Here is a 22,551-nt window from a genome sequence, read left to right as displayed (position 1 = left end):
TGGGTACGGCTCCCACCCACCGGCTCAGTGCGCCATCACCGGAACCTGCAGCTCGCTCTCGCCCTGGCCCGCACCTTCGGCCTCGCCGTCACCGGAGGAGGCCACCGGCGAACCGCCGCCCGGCCGCCCGGTGTTGATGAAGGTGAAGGCGATCACGCCTGCCAGGGCCAGGATGCCGACCGCCCACCAGATGGCGGTGGTGTAGCCGTGCACCATCGACTGCAGCTTGAGCAGATCCAGCGAGCGCGCACCGGCCGCATGCGAGGTGGCGTACGCGGTGGTGGCACTGGCCGCGATGGTGTTCAGCAGGGCCGTACCGATCGCGCCGCCCACCTGCTGCGAGGTGTTGACCATCGCGGAGGCGACACCGGCGTCCCGCGGCTGGACCCCGTGCGTGGCCAGTGACATGGCCGGCATGAACGCCGTACCCATGCCGAGGCCCATCAGCAGGAAGCCGGGCAGGATCAGCGCCGGGTAGGACGTGTCCAGGTCGATCTGGGTCAGCACCAGCATGCCGAGCGCGGCGACCGTGAAACCGGGTGCCATCAGCAGCCGCGGCCGGACCCGGGTCATCAGCCGGGCGCCGATCTGCGTCGAGCCGGTGATCATGCCGACGATCATCGGCAGGAAGGCCAGACCGGTGGTGACCGGCGTGTAGCCCTTCACGATCTGCAGGTAGTAGGTCAGGAAGAGGAAGAGACCGAACATGCCGATCACGGCCAGGCCCAGCGATGCATAGATACCGGCACGGTTCCGCTCCGCGACCACCCGCAGCGGCAGCAGCGGGGCCTTCACCTTGGACTCGACCAGCACGAACGCCAGCAGCAGGACGACCGCCGCGGCGAACAGGCCGAGGGTCGCGCCGGCCAGCCAGCCGTCGGACTCGGCCCGGGTGAACCCGTAGACCAGCGAGACCAGGCCGAGCGTGGCCAGGATGACGCCGGGGACGTCCAGCCGGGAGGTGTTGCGGCTCCCCTCGGGCTCGCGGATGACCAGGAAAGCGCCGGTCGCGGCCACCACGGCGAACGGAATGTTGACGAAGAAGGTCCAGCGCCAGTTCATGTACTCGGTCAGCACCCCGCCGAGGATCAGACCCACGGCGCCGCCGCCACCGGCAATCGCACCGAAGATGCCGAACGCCTTGGCGCGCTCCTTGGCCTCGGTGAAGGTCACGGCCAGCAGCGACAGCGCGGCCGGCGCCAGCAGCGCACCGAAGACACCCTGCAGCGCACGCGCGCCCAGCAGCATCCCCTGGTTGGCCGCGGCCCCGCCGAGCGCGGAGGCGACCGCGAATCCGGTCAGTCCGATGATGAAGGCCCGCTTGCGTCCCCACAGGTCGGCGACGCGCCCGCCGAAGAGCAGCAGACCGCCGAAGGCCAGCGCGTAGGCGGTGATCACCCACTGCCGGTTGGCGTCGGTGATACCGAGATCCTTCTGTGCGGAGGGCAGCGCGATGTTCACGATGGTCGCGTCGAGAACGACCATCAGCTGGGCGAGGGCAATGAATATCAGCGCTTTCCAGCGCCGGGGATCGACGTGCGTGGCTGTTTCAGACATGGCGGGATCCACCTAGTGGTGCGGTGAGCGAATAAGAGCGAAGAACGGGACGTGCGGAGCGAAATACGGGACGTGCGGAGCAAAGAACGGGACGTGGGGGATGCGTAGGACGTGGGAGATGCGTAGGACGTGTGGGATATGCGGGACGCGTCAGGCTGCTGCGGCGCGTGGCCCGGTCTACGAGCGGCGCCTCAGGTCGTCCAAGGTGGCGGCGGCGCCGGGAAGTTCGGAACGGGCGGGCGCCTGCAGACCGTCCAGGAACAGCTGCAGATGACGGTGCACGAACTGGTCGAAGTTCGTACAGCTGCTGCCCGGCAGCGGCCGGGTGAGCTGGGTGATCGCGACCATCAGATCACCGACGGCGATGTCGGTACGCAGCTGGCCACTGTCGCGCGCGGCACGCATCACGGCCTCGACGGCCGCCTCCAGGCGCTCGCGCGCCGCGAGCAGATCGGGGTGGTCTCGGTCGATGCCGTCGGAGAGCAACGGGCACAACGCCCCGATCCGCTCCTCCACCGCAGCATGGACGAAGCGCCTCAGCGCTTGGAAAGCATCGGACTCCTCGGCAAGGGCACTCTCCGCGCGGTCCGCGGTACGGGACATGACGGCAAGCGTGACGTAGTGGATCAACTCCGGGCGATCCGCAAAGTGACGGTAGAGCGTCGCATTGCCGACACCCGCGCGTCGAGCGATTTCATCGAGCGGGACCTCGGGCCCGAACTCGACCATCGTCTCGCGGGCGGCCGCAATGATCCGCTCCCGGTTGCGCAGCGCATCGGCCCGCAGTCGGGGCTGCTGCCCCTTCTCCCCGGACTTCGCGCATGCGGCGACGGCGGTCACGGCAGCTCACTCCCTCAACTCTCGACACATCCCGAAGGCCTGGATTCCCGGACGGACCTCGCCCCGCCCGCCCGGTCGGGTGAGCCGGCGAGCGGCCGGGTCGAGCGACGGGCGAAGGGCCGGGCGACCGACCGGGGCCCGCACGAACCGGGGAGACGCTCCCCGTTTCATCCGGACGCCTGGTTAAACGGGGAGACCCTCCCCGGATATTTCACGCCCTCTTGTGACCTGAACCACACTCAATCCCCCTGCGCCCGGCGCGCCGTCCCCGACGCGACCGAGCAAGGGAGCCCACCCCGACCCATCCGGCCCCGCCATGACTCCAGTTGATGTAACTCCGCGCGCGAACGATCACCCGTCGACACAAGGTGATCGATATGAAGCACAAGGTATCCGCGGCTCTGGCCGCAGGCGCGGCCACCGCGGCCGCGGCCATAGCCCTGGGCACACCGCCCAGCGCCGTCGCCATACCTACCGGGCCCGGCACCTCGCCGAGCGGCCCGTGCGCACTGCGCGGCATCAACGACGATGTCGCCGAATCCACGGACACCCCGCCCGGCTACGCCCGCTCGTCCGGCGTCGTCAGGGCACTCACCCTCTTCATCGACTTCCCGGACGCCCGCGCCACGATGTCCCCCCAGGACCGCTTCGCCGAATTCTTCCCGGGCGCGACGGACTACTTCCGCACCAGCTCGTACGGCAGGCTGACCTACCACCCCATGCCGCTGTTCCGGTGGATCCACATGTCACGGCCGCTCGCGGCGTACGGCATCCAGCGGGGTGCCAGCTTCGACCCGGCCTCGGACGGCGGCTACCACGCCCTGTCCCGGGAGCTCGTCCGCGCCGTCGACCCGATCGTCGACTTCCGTGACTACGACGTCATCAACGTCATCGCCACACCCAACGCGGGCCCGCCCGCGTCCCGCACCGTCCTGTCGGTCACCTTCAGCGGCGGTGACATGGGACTGAAGACCAACGACGGGGTGCCGTTCCGGAACGCGTCCTTCATCTGGAGCCGGCAAGCCGGGGCGAGCGCCTTCCGCGTCCTCAACCACGAGAACGCCCACAGTTTCGGCCTGCCCGACCTCTACTTCACCGACGACCGCGACGCCCCGCCCGCGGCAGGGCACTGGGACCCGATGGACGAGGACTGGGGACCGAGCAACGACTTCGTCGGCTGGCACAAGTGGAAGCTCGGCTGGCTGTCCGCCGATCAGGTGCACTGCGCCCCACACCGCGGGACGCCCGGCGAACACACCCTCACCCCGGTCTCCACCCCCGGCGGCACGAAGATCGTCGTCATTCCGACCTCGCACCGCACCGCCCTGGTCGTCGAGGCCCGCACCCGCGGCCCGCTCGACCCCGCGGTCTGCCGGCCCGGGATCCTCATCTACCGGGTCGCCACCGACGTACCCTCAGGTCGCGGCCCGCTCCGCGTCGTGGACGCCACCCCGCACAGCGGCGGCTGCTACCAGGACAACAAATACGTCGACCCGGAACTGACCGACGCCACCTTCGTCCCCGGCGACACCTACACGGACCACCACAGCGGCGCGTCCGTCACCGTCCTGACGGAGAATCCGGACGGCACCTATCGCGTACGGGTGACCCCGGCACGTGCCTGACGCGGACGAGCGGACCGCAGCAGGAGCGCCCCTACTCTCCCCCGCCGTCGTCCCCCCGCCCCTCCTCCCGCCAGTGCCGCCGCCCGATGCTGATCAGCCGCAGCTGCCTGCGCGCCCTCTGCACCACCTGCCCGGCCGCCCCCTCGGCACCGTCCGCCTCGGCGTCGAGCAGTGCCGCGGCCGTCGTCACCAGCCGGTCCACGTACAGCTCCGCCAGCATCCGCACATCGTCGTCGCGCCAGCCTTCCGACACCGGCTGGGACTTGAGCGCCGCCGCGACCTCCTCCGCGAACCGGTCCAGCTCATCCGCGATGGCCTGCCGCACGGCCCGTACGCCGCCGTGCCGCTCGCGTGCCACGAACCTGATGTGCAGCGGATATTGGCGCACATGCTGCTCCACGACCGCGACCGTACGGTCGATCCGCTCCTCGGCCCCATCCTGCTCGGCGAGAATCGCCCGCACCATCACATGCAGGCTCCCCAGCGCCTCCTCGACCAGGGCGACGCCCAGCTCGCCCATGTCCCGGAAGTGCCGGTAGAACGCGGTCGGGGCGATCCCCACCATCCGCGTCACCTCCCGCAGCCCCAGGCTGCTCAGGCTCTGCTCCTCCAGCAGACCGAGCGCCGCGTCGAGCAATGCCTGACGGGTCTTCTGTTTCTGGGCCTGCCGGACTCCAAGACTGTGACTCATGTCATCCAGTAAACAGCCGTTCTCCGAACTACTCCACCCGTGGGCAGTCGTAGACTGAAGGAACTGAGTGAACAACTGTCCTCTGGAACCGGAAAGGAAGATCATGCTCTTCCTCGTCGCAGCCCTCCTCCTGATGGGGATCATGCTGGGCACCGCGGCACACCTCCCCGTCCCCGTCACCCTCGTCGCGGCCGCCGTCATCGCCGGCTGGCTGCTCGTCTTCTTCCTCCGCGAACGCCGCCACCACGCCGAGGTGACCTCCCGATGACCACGCTCAGCGAAGCCGCGCGGACGACCTCCCCCGCGCCGACCGCCGCAGCCCAGGCCCCGCGCCGGCCCGCCTCCCGCCTCCGCTCACACGCGGACGGCATGGCCGTGGCCTCCTTCATCCTCGGCCTGCTCGGCACCCTGGTCCTCAACATCGTCCTCGGCCCCTGCGCCCTGGTCCTCGGCGGCCTGTCCCTGGCCCGCGGCACCACCCGCCGCGGCCGCGCCGCCCTGGGCCTCGCCCTCGGCGCCATCGACCTACTCCTCCTGGCCCTCCTCACCACAACGGACGGCACAGTCAGCTGGCACATCGGCGGCTGAACACCCCGCCCCCGGACCGCGCCTACGAACGCCGGCCCGACAGTCAGGACAACGCTGACGGCGGTGGTCGCATATCTCTTATGCGACCACCGCCGTTGGCGTCTGCATCGGGATCCGGGGCGGCATCGACATGAGGTTCCGCAGCGGGAGCGGGGGGGCGGGGTCGGGGTCGGCTGCACCCGGTTCGGCTTCGGCATCGCCGTCGCAGTTGGCATCGGCATCGGCATCGGCATCGGCATCGGTGTAAGCCAACCGGCCTACCCGCCCGGCAGATGCCCCATCACCGACACCCACAGGAACGGCACACACCACACATTCGCGACGCAAGCCCTTCCACAACAGCCCCCACCCCACCACCAGGCCACGCCCACCCGCCCCCATCCCCAACAGAAGCGAACTACAGCGAACGCATCAGCTACCCTGTCAGGGGCTCAGGCCCTTGCCTCCGTAGCTCAGGGGATAGAGCACCGCTCTCCTAAAGCGGGTGTCGCAGGTTCGAATCCTGCCGGGGGCACCAGCCAAAAGGGCACCTACGAATCTTGGTAGGTGCCCTTTGGCATCCAGGTCTGACATCAACGGCGACCGTCACTCACGGCCAGGGTGCCTCTTGAGCAGTTGGTCCATGTAGCCGAGGGCCTCACGCAGGGTGTCCTGGGCGACATGCGTGTGCACGTCCATGGTGATGCTGATCCGACCGTGCACGAGGACCTCCATCACGACGCGGAGAGCCGCCCCGGCAGCGGTGAGGAGCGTGGCGCACTCGTGCCGGGCGTCGTGCAGCCGGATTTCTCGGAGACCGGCGGACTCGGCGACCCGGTGAAGGAACGGTAGACGTTGCGCGGTTCGGCCGACGGCCGTGCCGGGTGGCGAAGACGTACGCCGACGACGTATGCGCCGTCGTCCCCGCGACTTCCCCGTCCGCTGCTTGGCAGCCGCCTGCCGCATCCGTGCCGGCACAGCGGCGTAGTGCATATGGCCGGAAGGGGAAGTGCGACGGCGGAGGTCTTGGTGTCGTCGTCATGGAGTGGCCTCCGTGCCGCGGATCGTCTGCCGGCGGACGTAAAGGGCGCGCTTGGCCGAGTCGACGTCGGTCCAGCGCAGGCCTGCGCGCTCACCTCGCCGCAGCCCGCATGGCGATATCCCGCATGTCGCCAAGTGGCCGAACTCCCTTACTGTGTACGTGACTTCACGTCCTGCGCCGGCCTGCACCACTCCCTGGCGCGTTCTGCTCGGAGCTTGTCGGTTGATGATGCGTTCAGCCAGGAGGCAGCGGGTAGGGAAGACCCGCGCTCGTCGCGCGTAGGAGGTGCGATGACGACCATTGTGATCTCGGTGCTTGCAGTTCTTGTGTCCCTGGGCTCCTTATCGGTCGCGTATGCAGCGAGCCGTCGCTCTCATATGCCCGTCCTGCAGTTCATGTGGGAGAGCGGGCAGGGCGGCGCTGGTGAACCCAAGTGGTGGCTCGTGAACGTAGGGACGGGGCCCGCGATCAATATCGTTGTTGCTCAGACCGTGCGGACCGGCCTCAAAAGGGGTCTCAACGGCGAAGTTTGGTTTAACCCCGTGTTGGTTCCGTCAATCCCAGTCGGCGGAAGGCTAGCCCTTTCATGGCTTGGAGGAACCATGGGGTTGGACTGCGGACTGGGAGCCAGCTACACGGACGTTCAGCGGTACTTCTACACCACCAAGTGCGGGGATGACGTCTCAATGTTCTTCGTGGGATTGCACCTTCCGCGTTGGCCGCTCCTGAAGCTGCACGGGAACAAGGCGGTCAAAACGTGGTGGGGCGTGGAAGACCTCTCCGGACCTCAGTGGTCCTCGGTCACTGCCGGCCATGTCAAGCAACGCTGGTGGCTGCCTTCGCGCTTCGGGCTTTCCCGCCGCCTTGGTGGATGGGCTGACCCCGTGCTCTCGTATCAACCTCGGTGAGAAATCAATTCCAAGGTCGTCGGCCACCCCCGATTGGTTACGAACCATTGCACGCCATCGCTGTTTCTGTACGGTCAAAATAATTGGTGCTGCTTGCGGCGTACTTGTGCTGGGCACGCTCCTCCTCCAAGCCTTGCCGTACGCGGCTGAGAATCACTTCTGAGGGGTGGGGAATGAATTGTGGCTGATGGCCCAGTCCCCGGTAAGCCGCAGGTCACCCGGCGTACCGCCCAGCCTCTCGTGAAGCAGGTGTCGCAGTTCGAATCCTGCCGGGGGCGCCAGAGGGGCAGTGCGTCAGATGACGTGAGAAGCCCCTCGTCCGCTTGTGGCTGATGGCCTCATGCCGGGTGTTCTGGGCGGCGTGCGGACGGGCGCTTCTCGCGGTGCCGGGAGACTCGCCGAGGCTGCATCGTTGTCGGTTCGTGGGCGATCGCATACGTTGCCCAGCGGTGCCATTCCTCGCTGGGCGGCGGACTGATGTCGGCGTATTGCATAGTGCACGATGCAGTGTGTCGCTGGATGCCCATCCGATTGGCCATGGCAGGAAGTGCAATACACGGGGGTTCCTTCTGATGCGGTGACGATGAGTCGTGACGGAGTGAGATGAGTCGGTCTGGCCTTGTCCGTCGGTGCCGACCTCGGCGTCCGCGAAGAGGAATTCTTGGGTTGGTCAGCATTCTGGTCGGGCCTGCACTGCTGGTCACGGCATGCAGCACACTCAGTGCGAACTCCACTCCCTCGGCAAGCTCCCACCCGAATGTCACGAAGACTTTCGCGCGGCTGATCGATGTCGGTGGCGGGCGCAAGATGTATCTGGAATGCCGTGGCAGCGGGTCTCCCACAGTGGTTCTCGTGCCGGGGCTCGTTGCCGCCGCCGATACCTGGAGTTATGTGACCGGGTCCGCCGGCACCATGAAACCCAGCAGATCTGCCGTATATCCCGGGGTCGGGAGTTTCACCAGGGTCTGTTCCTACGATCGCCCCGGAACAGCGCGGGAGAACGGCAAGCCCACCACCTCGACTTCGGTGCCGCAGCCCACCACGCCACGTGGTGACGTCTCCGACCTGCACACACTGTTGAGAGCAGCGAAGGTACCCGGTCCCTACGTGCTCGTCGGATGGTCGGCGGCCGGCCCGATCGCCAGGATCTACGCCGGCGAGTACCCGCACGACGTGGCCGGTCTTGTCCTCGTCGACGCGGAGTCGGAATTCCTGCAGTCGGAACTCACGCCTGGGCAGTTCAAAACCTTCCTTGCGCTGATCCGTAACGACGACAAACGGCGCCTCGCCCAGTGGAAAGACGTCGAAAGGCAAGATCCTGCGACCACCTTTTCCCAGGTCCGCGCTGCGCCTCGGCCGCCGAGGGTCCCTGTGGCCGTGCTGAGCGGCGACACCTTCGACGCCGACGCATTTCGGGCGCGCCTGCCGGCCCATGCCCCGGCGGACTACCCCCAGGTTTTCTGGCGGGCACAGCTGGCCTCTCAAGCGAGCCTTGCGCGGCAGTTTCCCGGCGCGACGCACATCACGAAGACCCACAGCGATCACAACATCCACAACAATCAGCCAGAGCTCGTCACCAAGGCGATTCGCGAGGTTGTCGAGAAGGCCCGCCGCCGGGAAAGCGGCGGCACGCCGTCATCTTCGTGACGGCCCGCGGCTGCTCCCGGCGCGCCGATTCGGCTCGATCGGCGGCTACGGGTGTGCCGACGGCCGGGTCCGTGCAGGTCGCGGAGCCACGCACGTCGCAAGGGCGCGCTCGTCTGCGTGGCTCCTTCCGTTGTCCCTGTTTTTTTGGACGGCGGATGGGTGGTGTGGTGCCGCAGGCACTCCGTTGGAGGGCGGCAGTGTGGCGGCGCAGGCATGTTCCCTACGGCAGTGCCGCCCGGTGGGCGGCTGCTGGGGGCGTGCCCACGACCAGCCCGAGGAGCCCTGTTTCGCGCCACGGGCGGGACCAGCCCCAGGTGGCTCCCGTGGAGATGAACGTGAAGGTGAAGGGGCGCGATGCCGCCGGCGAAGGCGCTCGGGGTCTTCTCGTGCTGCTTTCGTGTGGTTCAGGGGGATGCCGTGCGGGCGGGGCGTGCGGGGCGGTGGGAGTTATCCACAGGGTCGACGAGGACCCCCTCGGAACTCGTAGGCTTCTGGAATGGCTCTGGCGGACGTGGAAGTGGTCGTGGACATGGATGTGGAAGGCGCTTCGGACGCAAGCGAGGCGGTGCAGATGCTGCGCCGGGTGTTCGGGTACGAGTCGTTCCGCGGGAGTCAGCAGGAGATCATTGACCACGTCATAGGGGGCGGGGACGCGGTTGTCCTGATGCCGACCGGTGGCGGAAAGTCGCTGTGCTACCAGATTCCCTCGCTGGTCAGAGGCGGTGTGGGGGTTGTCATCTCGCCGCTGATCGCGTTGATGCAGGACCAGGTCGATGCCCTGCGGGCGCTCGGGGTGCGGGCCGGGTTCCTCAATTCGACGCAGGACCTGGAGGAGCGGCGGCTCGTCGAGGCCGAGTTCCTGGCCGGGGAGCTGGACCTGCTGTATCTGGCACCCGAGCGGCTGCGGGTCGAGCAGACGCTGCGCCTGCTGGACCGGGGGAAAATCTCGCTCTTCGCGATCGACGAGGCGCACTGTGTCGCGCAGTGGGGCCATGACTTCCGGCCGGACTATCTGGCGCTGTCCATGCTGCACGAACGCTGGCCCGAGGTGCCGCGGATCGCGCTGACCGCCACCGCGACCGAGGCCACCCATACCGAGATCACCTCTCGGCTGCGGATGGCGGACGCCCGGCATTTCGTGGCGAGCTTCGACCGGCCGAACATCCAGTACCGGATCGCGTCGAAGAGCGAGCCGAAGAAGCAGCTGCTGGAGCTGCTGCGGAACGAGCATGCGGGGGACGCGGGGATCATCTACTGCCTGTCGCGGGCCTCGGTCGAGAAGACCGCACAGTTCCTGGTCGAGAACGGCATTGCGGCGGTGCCGTATCACGCGGGGCTCGACCCGCGGACGCGTGCCGAGCACCAGTCCCGGTTCCTGCGGGAGGACGGGCTGATCGTGGTGGCCACGATCGCGTTCGGGATGGGTATCGACAAACCGGATGTGCGGTTCGTGGCGCATCTGGATCTGCCGAAGTCGGTGGAGGGCTACTACCAGGAGACGGGGCGCGCAGGGCGGGACGGGCAGCCGTCGACGGCCTGGCTGGCGTACGGGCTGCAGGATGTGGTGCAGCAGCGGAAGATGATCGACGGGTCGGAGGGGGACGAGGCGCACCGGCGGCGGCTGTCGGCCCATCTCGACGCGATGCTGGCACTGTGCGAGACGGTGCAGTGCCGACGGGTCCGGCTGCTGGCCTACTTCGGTCAGGAGAGCAGCGCATGCGGCAACTGCGATACATGCCTGGTCCCGCCGGAGACCTGGGACGGCACGGTGGCCGCACAGAAGCTGCTGTCCACCGTCGTACGGCTGAAGCGTGAGCGCGGGCAGAAGTTCGGCGCGGGCCAGATCATCGACATTCTGACGGGGAAGAAAACCGCCAAGGTCATTCAGTTCGATCACGACGGGCTGAGCGTCTTCGGGGTGGGGAACGACATCCGGGAAGCCGAATGGCGCGGTGTCGTGCGGCAGTTGCTGGCTCAGGGGCTGCTCGCCGTCGAAGGTGATTACGGCACGCTGGTGCTCACGGAGACGAGCAGCGAGGTGCTGGGCGGCCAGCGCGAGGTGCTGATGCGGCGGGAGCCGGAGAAGGCAGCGCGGGCGGCCAAGGCGAAGACGAAGGGCAAGCGTGCGGCGCCGGTGGATCTGCCGGAAGAGGCCCTGCCGGTCTTCGAGGCACTGCGCGGCTGGCGGGGGCGTACGGCCAAGGAGCAGGGCGTGCCCGCGTATGTGATCTTCCACGATGCCACGCTGCGGGAGATCGCCACCCTCCGGCCGACGACCACGGACGAGCTCGGCACGATCAGCGGGGTCGGCGAGAACAAGCTCGCGAAGTACGGATCGTCGATCTTGGACGTGCTGGCGGGGCGGGAGACCGCGGACGGAGAGGGCGGCGAGGCGTCAGCGGCGGCCGGGGCAACAGCGACGGCCGGGACCGCCAAGGCTGCCGAGGCGGCCAGGCCGAGCGGGCCGAGCGAGGCGACCGGGGAGCGCCCTGCGGCGTCGGCGCCGCAGCCGGAACCTGACGAGGAGGAGGCGTTTCCGGAGCCGCCGGATGACATTGACTGGTGAAAGCGCCCGCGGCGGGGTCGGCCGGTAGTAGCTCGGCGGACTGGTGCACGCACCCGCGGCGGGTCAGTCGGCGGTGGTCGGCGGAGGGGAGCCGGGTGGAGCTAGGCGGGGCGGCTCGACGGCCGGGTGACCGGGTGGAGCGAGGTGGCCCGGTGGCCGGATGGCCCGGTGGCCGGGTGACCGGACGGCCAGGTTGCCAGGTGTCGGGACGGCCCGGCGACCGGACGGCCAGGTAGCCAGGTGTCGGGACGACCAGGTGACCGGCCGACCAGGCGACCGGAAGGCCAGGCGACCGGACAACCGACGTCCGGCCCCCGGCCCATCGCGCCGGTGGAGAGCGGATCAGGAAGTACGGGAAGTAACGGGGGCGTCATGAGGCAGTCGAAGGATCGTGCGGGCGCCGCCGTCGGGGGCGTTGGTGAAGTGGAGGTCAATGCCCAGGACGGCGGACTGGCCGACGGCGATGGTCAGGCCCAGGCCGTGGCCCTTCCCGCGGCCGGGGGCGTCGGTGCGGAAGCGCTTCGGGCCGTGATGCAGCAGGTCGTCGGGGTAGCCGGGGCCGTGGTCACGTACCTCGATGGTCGGTGGGCCGCCGGCCGGGGCGTCGACGGTGACGATGACCGGGGGCCGGCCGTGCCGATGTGCGTTGATGACGAGGTTGGCGACGATGCGGTCGAGGCGGCGCCGGTCGGTCTCGACCAGCGTGTCGGTGACGATCCGCACGGCGGTGTCGAGGCCGGTGGCGCGTACGGAGCCTTCGACCAGCGTTCCGAGGTCATACGCGGCGAGGTCGGCGCGCTCGGTGCCGGAGTCCAGCCGGGAGATCTCCAGCAGGTCTTCGGTGAGGCGGCGCAGTGCCCGCAGCCGATCGTTGATCATCTCCTTGGGGCGGCCCTCCGGGAGCAGCTCGGCCGAGGCGAGGATGCCGGTGAGCGGCGTACGGAGCTCATGTGCGACATCGGCGGTGAAGCGCTGTTCCGCCTGGAGACGGCTCTGCAGGGACCCCGCCACCGAGTCGAGCGCCGCGGCCACCGCCGCCACCTCGTCCTGCGCCGCCGAGCCGCCGCCCGGCCCCTGATCTGCACCGTTGCCGACCCGGGCGTCCAGGTCACCGGCGGTGATCCGGCGTGCGACCGCCGCCGTGATGCCCAGCCGACGGCTGATGCGTTGAGCCAGGAACAGTCCGGCGAGGGCGACGACCGCGGCGGCGAGCACGGCCGAGCCGAGGATGGCGGTGTCGAGATTCTCCAGGGAACGGCGGGTGTTGCCGTAGGGCGACCAGACGGCCATCACCTGGCCGTCGGCCGGCGCCGCCGCCCACATGACGGGGCGGCCCCGATACGCCCCCACCATGGTGCCGCGTTGGCCGGATCGCGCCAACCGGCGTAGCTCGGCGGGCAGTTCGGGCGGGTCGAGAAGGGAGTTGAGACCCTCGCGTGAGGTGCCGTACTCGAACAGGTCCAGGGCGGTGTCGAGGTTTGCGCGGGTCTCCTTGCGGACCTGGCCGACGGTCTGACGGGCCACCGCATTGTGGACGAGGACGCCGAGGACGGCGGCGACCGCGCAGCTCACCGCCAGCACGGTCAGCGCGATCTTCCAACGGAGGGAGACCGCCGGGCGTTTCATGGGCTGCCGCCGCCGGCCTGCGGGGTCTGGGGCGTGCGGGCGTCGTCGAGGGTGAGGTTCCACAGACTCATCGAATCGCCGTCCCAGAGGTAGTCGATGACGCTGACATAGCGCGGATCCTTGGTGGGCTCGCGAATGGCGAGATGCCCGGCCGCCAGCTCGACGCCGGCCAGCACACCGCGCAGTACGAGGATCCGGGTCACCACCTTGTCCCGGACGCTGTACACCCGCAGTTCGCTGTTGCGGGGGTCGAGGTTGACGGCCATGATCAGGTCCGGCTTGCCGTCGCCCGTGAGGTCGTGCAGCTCGGGACGGCGTACCGACTTCGGGGCGGGCGGCGTCCGGCCCTGTGCGGTGATGTCCGCGTCGAGGACGGCGAGCGGGTTCGCCTCCGTCATGGTGCCGCTGGGGATCCGCGGGACATGCGGGACGGGCACCAGGGCCACCGGATTGTCGTCGCGGCTGGGCGGGGCGGGCGAATAGTTCGGCCACAGCACCAGCGGCGCATCCACGTCCGGGGCGCGCCCCTCGCTCTGCAAACCCTCCACGCCCGCGCATCCGGTCGTGAGGAGGACGAGTGAGGTGAGGGTGGCGAGAACCGAGAGGGGGGTCAACGCCGTGCGGGGTCTCAGCCGTCGCATTCCGTCGTCGCTGCCTCTGCGCCTTGTCACCTTGCGTGAGCACCCTTCGGAATCGCCTTATATAAGGACGTAACCTGACACAAAGCTATCCAAGGCGGTGCCGGGCGGAATCTTTGGATCGGCCATTCTGGCGGCTTTTGGGGCCTTTACCCCCACCGGGCGGGCGGTTCTTCACACGACCGCTCCCAGAGATCTCGGCGACTGTTACACAACGTACGGATTACCGTTAAGGACGCTCCGTAGCGTGCTCCTTAGTCACCACGCCCCTACGGCGGCCCCAGCCGCCCACGACGAGGAGTACCCATGCGGGCCCAGCACCGCTCCGTGATCCGCACCGCCACCGTCGCGACCGGTGCGCTGGCCGTCCTGCTGCTTCCCGCAGGCGCTGCCTTCGCCGCCGACTCCACCACGCCCACGGAGAGCCGGAAGTCGATCATGATGCCCGACAACGGGCTGGCCGGACTGGCCGAGAAGGCCGGGCATCTGCCCAAGGCCGGGGTGATAGGCGGTGCGGGCGCGCTGGGCATGGCGGGCGCGGTGGTCGCCATACACCGTCGGCGCCACGGCAGCCGGGGAAGCCAGGCCTGAGCCCCGGCGCCGGGCCTGCGGGCCCCCGGCGCCCACCGGATCCCGAGGGCCGACGCCCCCGGCCACCGCCCCGCTACTCCTCCCCCACCAACCGCTGCACCTCCCCGTAGTTCAGCACCTCGCCGCCCGCCCCGGCCGCATCCGTCGGCCGCCGGCCCGTACGGATGGCGTCCGCCGCCGTGAGGGTGGCCTGCAGAGCCGTACGGAAGAGCAGCGAGCCGGTGCTGATGCGGCGTACACCGAGATCCGCCAGACGGCTGACGGTGTGCCGTCCGGGAGCGAAGAGGATGTTCAGCGGTGCGGGGATCCCGGAGACCAGGGCCGACACATCGTCGTCGGCGATGACGCCGGGTACGAAGATGCCGTCCGCGCCCGCTGCCAGATAGGTCTCGGCGCGCGCGAGCGTCACCGACAGCGGCGGTGGACTGTCCGCCAGCCAGTGGGTGTCGATCCGGGCGTTGAGGAACAGGCCCGGCGCCCGTTCCTTCACCGCGCTGAGCAATTCGGCCTGGCGCACCGGATCCTGCAGCCCCTCGCCGCCGGGCAGTCCGTCCTCCAGGTTCAGTCCGGCGGCCCCGGCCTCCGCCAACTCGGCTGCCAGATCCCCCACTTGGCCGGGATCGCCGCCGAATCCCCCCTCCACGTCGACCGTGTACGGGCAGGCCAGCCGGCCGTTGAGCCGCAGCGCCAGGGCCAGCGTCGCGTCCCGGACCTCGGCGAGCCCGCGCCCGTCCGGATAGCCATGGGCCGCGGCGACGCCCAGACTCGTCGTGCCGACCGCCGCATATCCGGCCCCGGCGAGCGCGACGGCCGAGATGACATCCCAGGCGTTGGGCAGCAGCAGCGGCTGGTCGGCATGGTGCAGCGCATGGAAGTGGAAGGTGGCGTACTCCGGGGAGGTGCTCATATGGGCACCGTAGGCCGGAGTCCCTTCGGTAGGCGCCGAAGACTCGCGGCGGACAATGGAGTCATGACCACTCCGGCGTACAGCTCCGAGCTCGCACGGCTGGCCGCACTGCTCGCGGACCGCACCCGGGCTGCCATCTGTCTGGCCCTGCTCGACGGCCGGGCCTGGACGGCCGGCGAGCTGGCCGCGTATGCGCAGGTCGCCCCCTCGACGGCGAGCGAGCATCTGACCCGGCTCACCGACGGCGGGCTGCTGGTGGAGCGGCACCAGGGCCGCCACCGCTACGTCCAGCTCGCCGGTCCGCACGTCGCGGATCTGCTGGAGTCCCTGACCGCACATCTCGAACCGCCGGCCGAGCGGCCCCGCGGGCTGCGTGCCGTGACCGCCTCCGCCGCGCTCGCCCGCGGCCGCACCTGTTATGACCACCTGGCCGGCCGGCTCGGCGTGACGATCACCGATGCCATGACCGGGCGGGGGCTGCTCGACCAGGACGGCGGGTTCGCGCTCACCGACGCCGGGCGGGACTGGCTCGCCGACGGCCTGGGGATCGAGCCGGCCACGCTGCGCACGGGGCGCCGGCCAACGGCCCGCGGCTGCCTGGACTGGACCGAGCGCCGGTCCCATCTCGCGGGCACGGCAGGCGCCCGGCTCTGTGACCGGCTGCTGGACCGCCGCTGGATCCGCCGGATCGGCAGCGGCAGGGCCGTACGCCTCACCCCGGAAGGGGCGACGGCGCTGCACGACCTGCTGGGGATCGACGGGGCGGCGGCGGATCTGATGTGAGCGGGCGGGGCCCGAACGGCCCGCGCCCGGGGGCGCGTCCGTCGCATCGCGCCTGCTGCCGCGCCCGCCCCGGGCCCCGAAATCCCCGTGCTCCGCACTCCCCTCACCCGTACCGTACGAGCATGATCGAGACGCCGCGGCCGGACGGAACCGCGCCCGCCACCCGCACCCTCTGGCGCCCCACCGGCCCCGAGGAGCTCGCCCTGGTCGAGGCCTCCGGCCGGCGCGCCTGGCCGCCGCGCCTGCCCGACCAGCCGATCTTCTATCCCGTGCTCAACGAGGACTACGCGATACGGATCGCCCGCGACTGGAATGTGCCGGCCTCCGGGGTCGGCCATGTCACCCGCTTCGAGATCGAGGCGGACTTCGTCGAGCGCTATCCGGTGCGGCAGGCGGGCGGCGAGACGATCCTCGAACTATGGGTTCCCGCGGAGGAGTTGGAGGAGTTCAACCGGCATATCGTCGGGCGTATCGAGCTCGTACACAGCTTCCGTCCGCCGCAGGGCTCATGACGGCACCCCAGCGCTCCGGCCCGCCGCCCCCCTCCTGCTGACCGCTGGGACCCCGCGCCGCTGCACGACGACCCGTCCGCGCCGGGCGTCGGTGCCTTCACCGCCCGGCTGCGCGCGCTCGCTCCGCTGCCCGGTGCGGCGGCGGTCCCTTGACGGCCGCCCATCAGCCACCTCAGCTCCCACAGGCATCAGCCACCTCAGCTCCCACAGCATCGGCCACCTCAGCTCCCGGCCCCACCGGGAGCCGAACCGCCGCCCCGCGCCCACGCCCTGGGCGAGCCGGCTACCCGCCCCCGCCGCACGCCCCCGGCTTCCCGTACACCGTGATCCGGGCGCCGCGGACCTGCCTGCTGCGGCAGATCTCGAACGCGGCGTGCAGAGTGGCCCGTTTGGCGATTTCCTGGTCGTTGTCATCGGCCGGCTGGCCGTCGGGGTCGCCGGCGACGATGATCCGGCGGGCGGCCAGCATCCGGTCGCGGATCTCATCGCCGGACCGCTCGGTGCCGTAGAGGGTGTGCGAGGCCAACGGGCTCTTGGCCAGGGCGAGATCGTGCAGCCCACGGAAGTCGTGCGGCAGGGTCGCCCGCCATATCCGCCGCCGGGACGGCATGAACAGCAGGCCGTCGCCGGGCTCGGCCACCTCGCGTACGGCATGCGCAATCGCGGTGACATCGTCGACCCGGCTGTCCGGGCTGCGCAGATGGACGTTGACGGGCAGCAGCGCCGCCAGTACCAGCACCACCGCCATCGCCCACCGCAGCCGCCGGCCACGGGTCTGGCCCAGCTCACCGGCCGGCCGCAGCAGCCGCGCCAGTGCGGCGCCCGCGAGCAGCGCGAACCCGACGACGTAGTAGAGGACATAGCGGTCCACGTAGGCCGGTTCGACATGGGAGAGGAGCAGCAGGAGAAGGGTGGGCAGGAGCAGCAAGGGGATGCCGAGAGCGCGCAGTCCGATCGGGCCGCGGGAGCGGACCCGGACGCGGGCGCAGGCGATGCCGAGGACCGCGAGCACGGTGAAGGTCAGCAGTTGGACAGGGTCCGGCCACATGAGCCAGCTGATCTGCGCGGACTGCCGGGTGCTGAACACCGCGAGCGGGGCCAGAGCGGCGAGAGTGGTGACCGCGGCGAGCAGCCAGGCGCGCAGTACCCGGCGGGGCAGGCGCGCCAGGATCATCGCGGCGCCGTGCGCGGGCAGTGCCAGCGACGCGAACTCGTGCAGCAGGCAGGCGACCAGCATCAGCGCCGTATAGCCGAGCCACAGCTTTCCGCGCGGGCGGGCGGCGGCCAGCACCAGCAGATAGCTGGCCCAGACGACCAGCGCACAGACCGTCGCGTACGAGCGTCCCTCCTGCGCGTACTGCTGCACGACCGGGATCAGCGCGAAGGTGCAGCCCGCGAGCAGCCCCGCCCGCCGCCCGACCAGGCGCTCCCCCAGCAGGGCGACCCCCGCCGCGGCGGCGGTCATCGCGGCCACGGACGGCAGCCGCAGGCCGACCACCTCGCCGAAGACGCCGCCGAGGGTGACGTCGTAGACGCGGAACCAGAGGTGCATCAGCGCGTAGTAGAGGCCATGGACGACATCGACGTGCTGCAGCGTGGGCCAGAGGTCAGCCAGGCTGCGGTGCGCCATGTCGTAAGTGACCGCCTCGTCCCGCCAGATGGCGTCCTGCCGGCGGATCCCCCACGCCCCGAGGAACAGCATCAGTCCGGAGGGCATCAGCACCACCGCGCCCTGCGCCACCCGGGCACCGCGGGCGGCTACGGCGGACGCGTACGTCTTCTGCGCTTGCGCTACGTCGATGACGGGCTCCGGTCACGCACGGGACGGACGGACAGACAGACGAACGATCACACACGGACGAACGGCGTACCAGATGGCCGACGAAAAGCCCCGGGACTGCGCACGTCCCGGGGCCGATGACCGAGGGGCTCCGGGCCGACCGCCCGGAGCCCCTCGGCTCACTCATCCGATCCTGATCAGCTTCGCTCCGAAGCCCGGCTCGACGAGGTCCTGCTGCAGGGCCACCGGCACCTTCTGCGCGCTCTCGCCGTTTCCGACCGTCAGCACACCGACCTTGGTGCCGGCCTTGGCGGTGTGCGGGATGCCCTTGCCGGCGTCGCTCATGGAGAACGTCGCCTTCATACCGGACCAGCCGACCGCCGACAGGTCCTTGGTCGCCACGACCGGCGTCTCACCGCCGAGGCCGTCGTCCACATAGCCGACGACCTGGCCCTTCTTCACCACGGTGTCGGAGACCAGCGCATCGCGGGCCGCCGCGATCACCTTCTCGGTGTTGTCCAGGACCAGTTGGAGCTGGGCGTTGGAGTCCGGGCTGTTGGTGTGCTGGTCCATCGTCACGCCGAGCAGCAGCTGGTCCTTGCCGCCGACGGTGCGGTAGCCGGACCACATGAACGTGCCGCCGGCCGGCGTGCTCGACCCCGTCTTGATGCCGCTGACCTTGCCGGCCATCGTCGTGAGCAGCCTGTTGTTGTTGAAGAGCCGCTCCGGCAGGCCCTGGATCTGGGCGTTCTCGGTGCGCACGACCTCGCGGAACACCGCGTTCTTGACGACCTGTTCGGCGAGCTTGAGCTGGTCGACGGCGGTGCTCACGGTCGACTTGTCCAGGCCGCTGGGGTCGGTGTACGTCGTCTTCGCCATCCCCAGCTTCTTGGCGGCGGCGTTCATCTTCTTCACGAACGCCGCCTCGGAACCGGAGTCCCAACGAGCCAGCTGCCGCGCGACGTTGTTGCCCGACGGGATCATCAGCATCTGCATCATCTGGTACTGCGTGAACTGCTGGTCCTTCTTGAGCGGAACGCGCGACTCGTCGCCCTTGTTCGAGTCCGCCTCGCCCTGCGCGTCGACCCTGATCAACCCGCCCTTCTCGCCCTTCTTGAGCGGGTGGTCGCGCAGGATCACATACGCCGTCATCACCTTGGCGATGCTCGCCGTCGGTACGGGCTTGGCCTTGCCGGACGTGCCCAGGCTGCCGACGCCGACGACCTCGGCGGTGGCCTGGCCCTGGTCGGGCCACGGCATCGCGAGCTTGCCGCCCTTGAAGGTGAAGGCGGTCGACTCGCCGACGGCGAGCTTGGGGGCGGGCAGCGGACGCAGCGCCTGGGCGACCACGAAGATGATCGCCAGCAGCACCACCAGCGGGGTCCAGATCTTGAACCGGCGGACGACCGTGCGCAGCGGGGTCTCGGGCGGCGGCGGGGTGTTGGTGAGCTTCGCCAGGAGGTCGAGCGGCGGCAGGGGCTCCTGCTTGGTCCGCTCCGACTCGGGCAGCGCGGTGGGGGCGGCGGCCGTGGCTCCCGTGGCGGCGGGCGGCATGGCGCCCGGCGGGCCGGCAGGCTTGGGCGGCGCGGTCGTCCCGGCGGGCTTGACGGGCTCCGCGGGCTTGGCGGGCTCTGCGGGCTTGGCGGGCTCTGCAGGCTTGGCGGGCTCTGCAGGCTTGGCGGCGGGCAGCGCGGCGGGGGCCTGATCCTCCGGCTTGTCCGCCGGCTTGTCGGCCGCCTTGTCCGCGGGCTTCTCCGTGGGCTTCTCCACGGCCTTGTCGGACGTACGGGCGGGCGTCCTGGGGGCCGTCTTGCCCAGCGACTTGCCCGCCGTGTCGTCATCCGCCGACTTCAGCGCCACGAACTGGCTGGTCCGCTCGGAGTCCCGCTCGGGAGCGCGCGTCGCCTTGGCGTCGGTCTTGGCGGCGTCCTTGGCATCGCCCTTGGCGTCGGCCTCGTCCTTGGCGCCGGGCTTGGCCTTGCTCCCGGGCTTGGCCTCGGGCCTGCTCTCGGGCTTGGCCTCGGGCTTGGTCTCGGGCTTGGCCTCTGTCTTGCCGCCGCTCTCGGCCTTGTCCTTGGCCGCGTCCTTGCCCCTGGTTGCGTCCCTGTCCTTGGCGGGCGGGTTGATCTTGAACGCGGTGGTCGCCTGGTCGACGACACCGGCCGTCGCACCCTTCCCCTTTAGCTTCGCGATAGCAAACACGCGGGTCGCGTCATCAACCGCCGACCCATCGGCGTCGGCATCGTCCTCGCCGTCGGCCTTGCCCTCGCCCGTGCCGTCGGCCGCAGCGCCGGCCTTCTCATCAGGCTTGCTCTTCTGCGGCCCGACGGTCTTGAAAACGGCGGTCGGCTGATCGACAACCTTGGCCTCGGACCCAGCCTTGGACGCAGGCTCGGACCCGGCCTTCGACTCGGGCTCGGCACCCGAAGCCGGCACGTCAGAGGGCGCCGCGCCCTTCTCCTCCGGCTCTGCTTCCGGCTTTACTCCCGACTTTGCGACGGCACCGTCGGCGTCCGCATCTGCATCCGCGCCTGCACCCGCGCCCTCATCGAGATCGCAGGAAGCCAAGGAGACATCCTCGTCACCGTCGGCATCACCGTCACCAGCAGCGCTCTCACCACCGCCGTCAGCAGCCTCGGCCTCCTCGTCACCCTTCCCCGCGACCCAGGCGGCCACAGCGGCCCGCAGGCGGTCGTCGCCACCCGCGCTGCCACCGGCGCCCTCAGCGGCCTCCTGAGGCGCCTCCGACGCCGCAGACGCTTCGGCCCCCTCGGACACCTCGGACGCATCCGCAGACTCCGGCTCGGCCGCAGACTCCGACTTCACTCCGGCCCCCGGCTTCGCCGCAGATTCCGGCGCCGCCCCGGATTCCGACTTTGCCCCGGATTCCGACTTCGCCGCAGACTTCGGCGCCGCCGTCGCCTCCGGCTCTTCCTCAGGCTTCGAGTCCGCCCCGGCCCCCGATTCCTTCGCCGGCTCAGCCGGCTCCCCGCGGAAGGCCGACAGACGCGGATCGCGTTTGCTCCGCGCCGTCTCCCCCGACGACTGCTTCTTGTCCGACTTGTCGGGGGACTCGCCCGCCACCGATGTCTCCTTCATACGTCGCCACGCTGCCTGGCCCAGTGTTCCCAAGTGTCCTGTGTCCGCATGGCACCATCTCGCCGCCACGCGTACCGGTAGGCGCCGCACCCCACAGAAAGATGTCGCCGACGTGCAAGACGAGAAAGACATACCTACCGGTTCCCTACCGAACCCCCCACGCACCCTCGACAGATGAATGTGAGAGGGGTCACCCTGTCATTCATCCACGCGGGGAGGCATGGATGGGCAGGAGCCGCAGAACAATTCCGGAGGAGCTTCTGTTGCTCGCTTTGGACCCGACGACGGGTACCACAGCGCAGCCGCAGTCGCTCGACCTCGGCCTGGCCGGGGCCCAGCTAGTAGAGCTGGCTCTGGCAGGACGGATAGCCCCAGATGGGGATCGTATCGCCGTGGTGATGGCACGGCCGACAGGAGATCCGACTCTGGACTCCGCGCTCGAACTGCTGCGCCGACGCGGCAGCCCGGTGCGCGCGGTCCACTGGATCGGCGGGCCCCGACTGGGGCTGCGCCAGACTTACCTCACGCACCTGGAACGGTGCGGCATGGTGCATGCCGTGGCGGGACAGATGTGCGGGGTGCTGCCGACGACGCGCTACCAGGCGACGGAGACAGCCATCAGCCGGGAAATCAAGGCCCGGCTGGACAACGCGATCCGCACCGGCGTACCCCCGGACCCGCGGACCGCGGCGCTCGCCGCGCTGGCCCATGCGGTCGGTCTCGGCAAGCATCTGTACCCAGGGAACGAAGGGCGTTCATCGCGCTCCCGTCTCCGGGATCTGATCCGACACGACCCGATGGGCGGGCTGGTCGCACACGCCGTCATGGATGTGCAGAACGGCGCCGCGGTGCAGCCACGGCGGCCGCAGGCCGCTGCAGCGGGAGCCGTACGGCAACCGGCTGCCCGGGCCACGGCGGAACCGGCCGGCGCGCCGGGTCAGTCGCGGCACGGCCACGGCCGGATGGCCCGGGTAGGCGCCCGCTGACGCCGTAGGACGCCGGACGGCGTCTCCCGCACCACCGGTACAGCACCGGCACCACCGTCCCCACCATCCCGTTCGGGAGCCGCAGCAAGAAGCGCGGGGGGGGGGGGGGGGGGGCCCGGGGGGCCGGCCCCCCCCCCCCCCCCCCCCCCGGCGCGCCGGGGGGGGGGGGGCGGGGGGCCGGGCCGA

Annotated in this window: 19 protein-coding genes, 1 tRNA gene and 1 pseudogene; 11 read left to right on the top strand and 10 right to left on the bottom strand. The window is 70.1% G+C overall.

The features are described from left to right. Window positions 1–24: 24 nt before the first annotated feature. Entirely contained in the window at window positions 25–1,557 is a 1,533-nt protein-coding gene (locus ACGFWI_RS21095) for an MFS transporter (RefSeq protein ID WP_393907496.1), read from the bottom strand. Between the two features lie 177 nt (window positions 1,558–1,734). After that, window positions 1,735–2,397: a TetR/AcrR family transcriptional regulator gene (locus ACGFWI_RS21090; protein WP_393907495.1), complete on the bottom strand. Its 663-nt coding sequence runs from the start codon at window positions 2,395–2,397 to the stop codon at window positions 1,735–1,737. 377 nt (window positions 2,398–2,774) lie between these two features. Between ACGFWI_RS21090 and ACGFWI_RS21085 the strand changes: the two genes are divergently transcribed. Further along, a complete protein-coding gene (locus ACGFWI_RS21085) occupies window positions 2,775–4,022 on the top strand; it encodes a M6 family metalloprotease domain-containing protein (protein WP_393907494.1) in 1,248 nt (415 codons plus the stop codon). A gap of 31 nt (window positions 4,023–4,053) precedes the next feature. Here ACGFWI_RS21085 and ACGFWI_RS21080 read toward each other — a convergent pair whose 3' ends face one another. Then, window positions 4,054–4,713: a TetR family transcriptional regulator gene (locus ACGFWI_RS21080; RefSeq protein WP_393907493.1), complete on the bottom strand. Its 660-nt coding sequence runs from the start codon at window positions 4,711–4,713 to the stop codon at window positions 4,054–4,056. A gap of 67 nt (window positions 4,714–4,780) precedes the next feature. Here ACGFWI_RS21080 and ACGFWI_RS21075 point away from each other — a divergent pair, with 67 nt between their 5' ends. Continuing rightward, the gene (locus ACGFWI_RS21075) at window positions 4,781–4,981 is read left to right on the top strand and encodes a hypothetical protein (protein WP_355778126.1); all 201 of its coding nucleotides are present in this window, start codon (window positions 4,781–4,783) and stop codon (window positions 4,979–4,981) included. Continuing rightward, entirely contained in the window at window positions 4,978–5,301 is a 324-nt protein-coding gene (locus ACGFWI_RS21070; RefSeq protein WP_393907492.1) for a hypothetical protein, read from the top strand. Before ACGFWI_RS21075 ends, ACGFWI_RS21070 begins: the two co-directional genes overlap by 4 nt. A 78-nt stretch (window positions 5,302–5,379) precedes the next feature. Here the strand turns inward: ACGFWI_RS21070 and ACGFWI_RS21065 are convergent, their stop codons facing one another. Further along, on the bottom strand, window positions 5,380–5,553 hold the full coding sequence (locus tag ACGFWI_RS21065) for a hypothetical protein (RefSeq protein WP_393907491.1): 174 nt from the start codon (window positions 5,551–5,553) through the stop codon (window positions 5,380–5,382). Window positions 5,554–5,742: 189 nt separating this feature from the next. Here ACGFWI_RS21065 and ACGFWI_RS21060 point away from each other — a divergent pair. Then, a tRNA-Arg gene (locus ACGFWI_RS21060) sits at window positions 5,743–5,818 on the top strand. A gap of 197 nt (window positions 5,819–6,015) precedes the next feature. Here ACGFWI_RS21060 and ACGFWI_RS21055 read toward each other — a convergent pair. Next, a pseudogene (locus tag ACGFWI_RS21055) lies at window positions 6,016–6,246 on the bottom strand (site-specific integrase); the annotation flags it as partial. Window positions 6,247–6,612: 366 nt separating this feature from the next. Between ACGFWI_RS21055 and ACGFWI_RS21050 the strand changes: the two are divergent. The 3 genes from ACGFWI_RS21050 (at window position 6,613) to recQ (ending at window position 11,443) form a co-directional block, all read left to right on the top strand. Next, on the top strand, window positions 6,613–7,230 hold the full coding sequence (locus ACGFWI_RS21050; RefSeq protein WP_393907490.1) for a hypothetical protein: 618 nt from the start codon (window positions 6,613–6,615) through the stop codon (window positions 7,228–7,230). A 666-nt stretch (window positions 7,231–7,896) separates the two neighbouring features. After that, window positions 7,897–8,877: an alpha/beta fold hydrolase gene (locus tag ACGFWI_RS21045; RefSeq protein ID WP_393907489.1), complete on the top strand. Its 981-nt coding sequence runs from the start codon at window positions 7,897–7,899 to the stop codon at window positions 8,875–8,877. Between the two features lie 496 nt (window positions 8,878–9,373). Next, window positions 9,374–11,443, top strand: a complete 2,070-nt coding sequence (recQ, locus tag ACGFWI_RS21040; protein ID WP_393907488.1) for a DNA helicase RecQ — start codon at window positions 9,374–9,376, stop codon at window positions 11,441–11,443. 342 nt (window positions 11,444–11,785) lie between these two features. Here recQ and ACGFWI_RS21035 read toward each other — a convergent pair whose 3' ends face one another. Further along, window positions 11,786–13,069, bottom strand: coding sequence for a sensor histidine kinase (locus ACGFWI_RS21035; RefSeq protein WP_393907487.1), 1,284 nt, complete (start codon window positions 13,067–13,069; stop codon window positions 11,786–11,788). After that, the gene (locus ACGFWI_RS21030; RefSeq protein ID WP_393907486.1) at window positions 13,066–13,710 is read right to left on the bottom strand and encodes a hypothetical protein; all 645 of its coding nucleotides are present in this window, start codon (window positions 13,708–13,710) and stop codon (window positions 13,066–13,068) included. The genes ACGFWI_RS21035 and ACGFWI_RS21030 overlap by 4 nt, the downstream gene beginning before the upstream one ends. Before the next feature lie 303 nt (window positions 13,711–14,013). Between ACGFWI_RS21030 and ACGFWI_RS21025 the strand changes: the two genes are divergently transcribed. Continuing rightward, a complete protein-coding gene (locus ACGFWI_RS21025) occupies window positions 14,014–14,298 on the top strand; it encodes a hypothetical protein (RefSeq protein WP_393907485.1) in 285 nt (94 codons plus the stop codon). Window positions 14,299–14,371: 73 nt separating this feature from the next. On the opposite strand, the gene ACGFWI_RS21020 is transcribed toward ACGFWI_RS21025, so the two are convergent. Next, window positions 14,372–15,205, bottom strand: a complete 834-nt coding sequence (locus tag ACGFWI_RS21020) for an isocitrate lyase/phosphoenolpyruvate mutase family protein (RefSeq protein WP_393907484.1) — start codon at window positions 15,203–15,205, stop codon at window positions 14,372–14,374. Between the two features lie 63 nt (window positions 15,206–15,268). Here ACGFWI_RS21020 and ACGFWI_RS21015 point away from each other — a divergent pair, with 63 nt between their 5' ends. Together ACGFWI_RS21015 and ACGFWI_RS21010 are read left to right on the top strand one after the other, a co-directional pair. Continuing rightward, the gene (locus tag ACGFWI_RS21015) at window positions 15,269–15,988 is read left to right on the top strand and encodes an ArsR/SmtB family transcription factor (protein WP_393907483.1); all 720 of its coding nucleotides are present in this window, start codon (window positions 15,269–15,271) and stop codon (window positions 15,986–15,988) included. Window positions 15,989–16,110: 122 nt separating this feature from the next. Further along, complete coding sequence (locus tag ACGFWI_RS21010; protein ID WP_393907482.1) at window positions 16,111–16,500, top strand: ADP-ribosylation/crystallin J1; 390 nt, start codon at window positions 16,111–16,113, stop codon at window positions 16,498–16,500. A gap of 283 nt (window positions 16,501–16,783) precedes the next feature. On the opposite strand, the gene ACGFWI_RS21005 is transcribed toward ACGFWI_RS21010, so the two are convergent. Further along, window positions 16,784–18,217 carry a glycosyltransferase family 39 protein gene (locus ACGFWI_RS21005; protein ID WP_393907565.1) on the bottom strand — a complete coding sequence of 478 codons (1,434 nt, stop codon included), beginning with the start codon at window positions 18,215–18,217 and terminating at the stop codon, window positions 16,784–16,786. Window positions 18,218–18,463: 246 nt separating this feature from the next. Continuing rightward, a complete protein-coding gene (locus ACGFWI_RS21000; RefSeq protein ID WP_393907481.1) occupies window positions 18,464–21,379 on the bottom strand; it encodes a D-alanyl-D-alanine carboxypeptidase in 2,916 nt (971 codons plus the stop codon). 224 nt (window positions 21,380–21,603) lie between these two features. Between ACGFWI_RS21000 and ACGFWI_RS20995 the strand changes: the two genes are divergently transcribed. Further along, on the top strand, window positions 21,604–22,365 hold the full coding sequence (locus ACGFWI_RS20995; RefSeq protein ID WP_393907480.1) for a GPP34 family phosphoprotein: 762 nt from the start codon (window positions 21,604–21,606) through the stop codon (window positions 22,363–22,365). Window positions 22,366–22,551 lie beyond the last annotated feature (186 nt).

This window comes from Streptomyces sp. NPDC048434 (genome assembly GCF_043200375.1).
In the GTDB taxonomy this organism is placed as follows: Bacteria; Actinomycetota; Actinomycetes; order Streptomycetales; family Streptomycetaceae; genus Streptomyces.
Note: the sequence above shows the minus strand (reverse complement) of the source record. Positions and strands in the feature narration are given on the sequence as shown.

Coding starts and splice junctions, on each gene's coding strand:
- ACGFWI_RS21050 (WP_393907490.1), top strand. CDS start 6,613: ATGACGACCATTGTGATCTCGGTGCTTGCAGTTCTTGTGTCCCTGGGC.
- recQ (WP_393907488.1), top strand. CDS start 9,374: ATGGCTCTGGCGGACGTGGAAGTGGTCGTGGACATGGATGTGGAAGGC.
- ACGFWI_RS21015 (WP_393907483.1), top strand. CDS start 15,269: ATGACCACTCCGGCGTACAGCTCCGAGCTCGCACGGCTGGCCGCACTG.
- ACGFWI_RS21020 (WP_393907484.1), bottom strand. CDS start 15,205: ATGAGCACCTCCCCGGAGTACGCCACCTTCCACTTCCATGCGCTGCAC.
- ACGFWI_RS21025 (WP_393907485.1), top strand. CDS start 14,014: ATGCGGGCCCAGCACCGCTCCGTGATCCGCACCGCCACCGTCGCGACC.
- ACGFWI_RS21085 (WP_393907494.1), top strand. CDS start 2,775: ATGAAGCACAAGGTATCCGCGGCTCTGGCCGCAGGCGCGGCCACCGCG.
- ACGFWI_RS21000 (WP_393907481.1), bottom strand. CDS start 21,379: ATGAAGGAGACATCGGTGGCGGGCGAGTCCCCCGACAAGTCGGACAAG.
- ACGFWI_RS21005 (WP_393907565.1), bottom strand. CDS start 18,217: ATGCCCTCCGGACTGATGCTGTTCCTCGGGGCGTGGGGGATCCGCCGG.
- ACGFWI_RS21035 (WP_393907487.1), bottom strand. CDS start 13,069: ATGAAACGCCCGGCGGTCTCCCTCCGTTGGAAGATCGCGCTGACCGTG.
- ACGFWI_RS21095 (WP_393907496.1), bottom strand. CDS start 1,557: ATGTCTGAAACAGCCACGCACGTCGATCCCCGGCGCTGGAAAGCGCTG.
- ACGFWI_RS21010 (WP_393907482.1), top strand. CDS start 16,111: ATGATCGAGACGCCGCGGCCGGACGGAACCGCGCCCGCCACCCGCACC.
- ACGFWI_RS21070 (WP_393907492.1), top strand. CDS start 4,978: ATGACCACGCTCAGCGAAGCCGCGCGGACGACCTCCCCCGCGCCGACC.
- ACGFWI_RS21080 (WP_393907493.1), bottom strand. CDS start 4,713: ATGAGTCACAGTCTTGGAGTCCGGCAGGCCCAGAAACAGAAGACCCGT.
- ACGFWI_RS20995 (WP_393907480.1), top strand. CDS start 21,604: ATGGGCAGGAGCCGCAGAACAATTCCGGAGGAGCTTCTGTTGCTCGCT.
- ACGFWI_RS21030 (WP_393907486.1), bottom strand. CDS start 13,710: ATGCGACGGCTGAGACCCCGCACGGCGTTGACCCCCCTCTCGGTTCTC.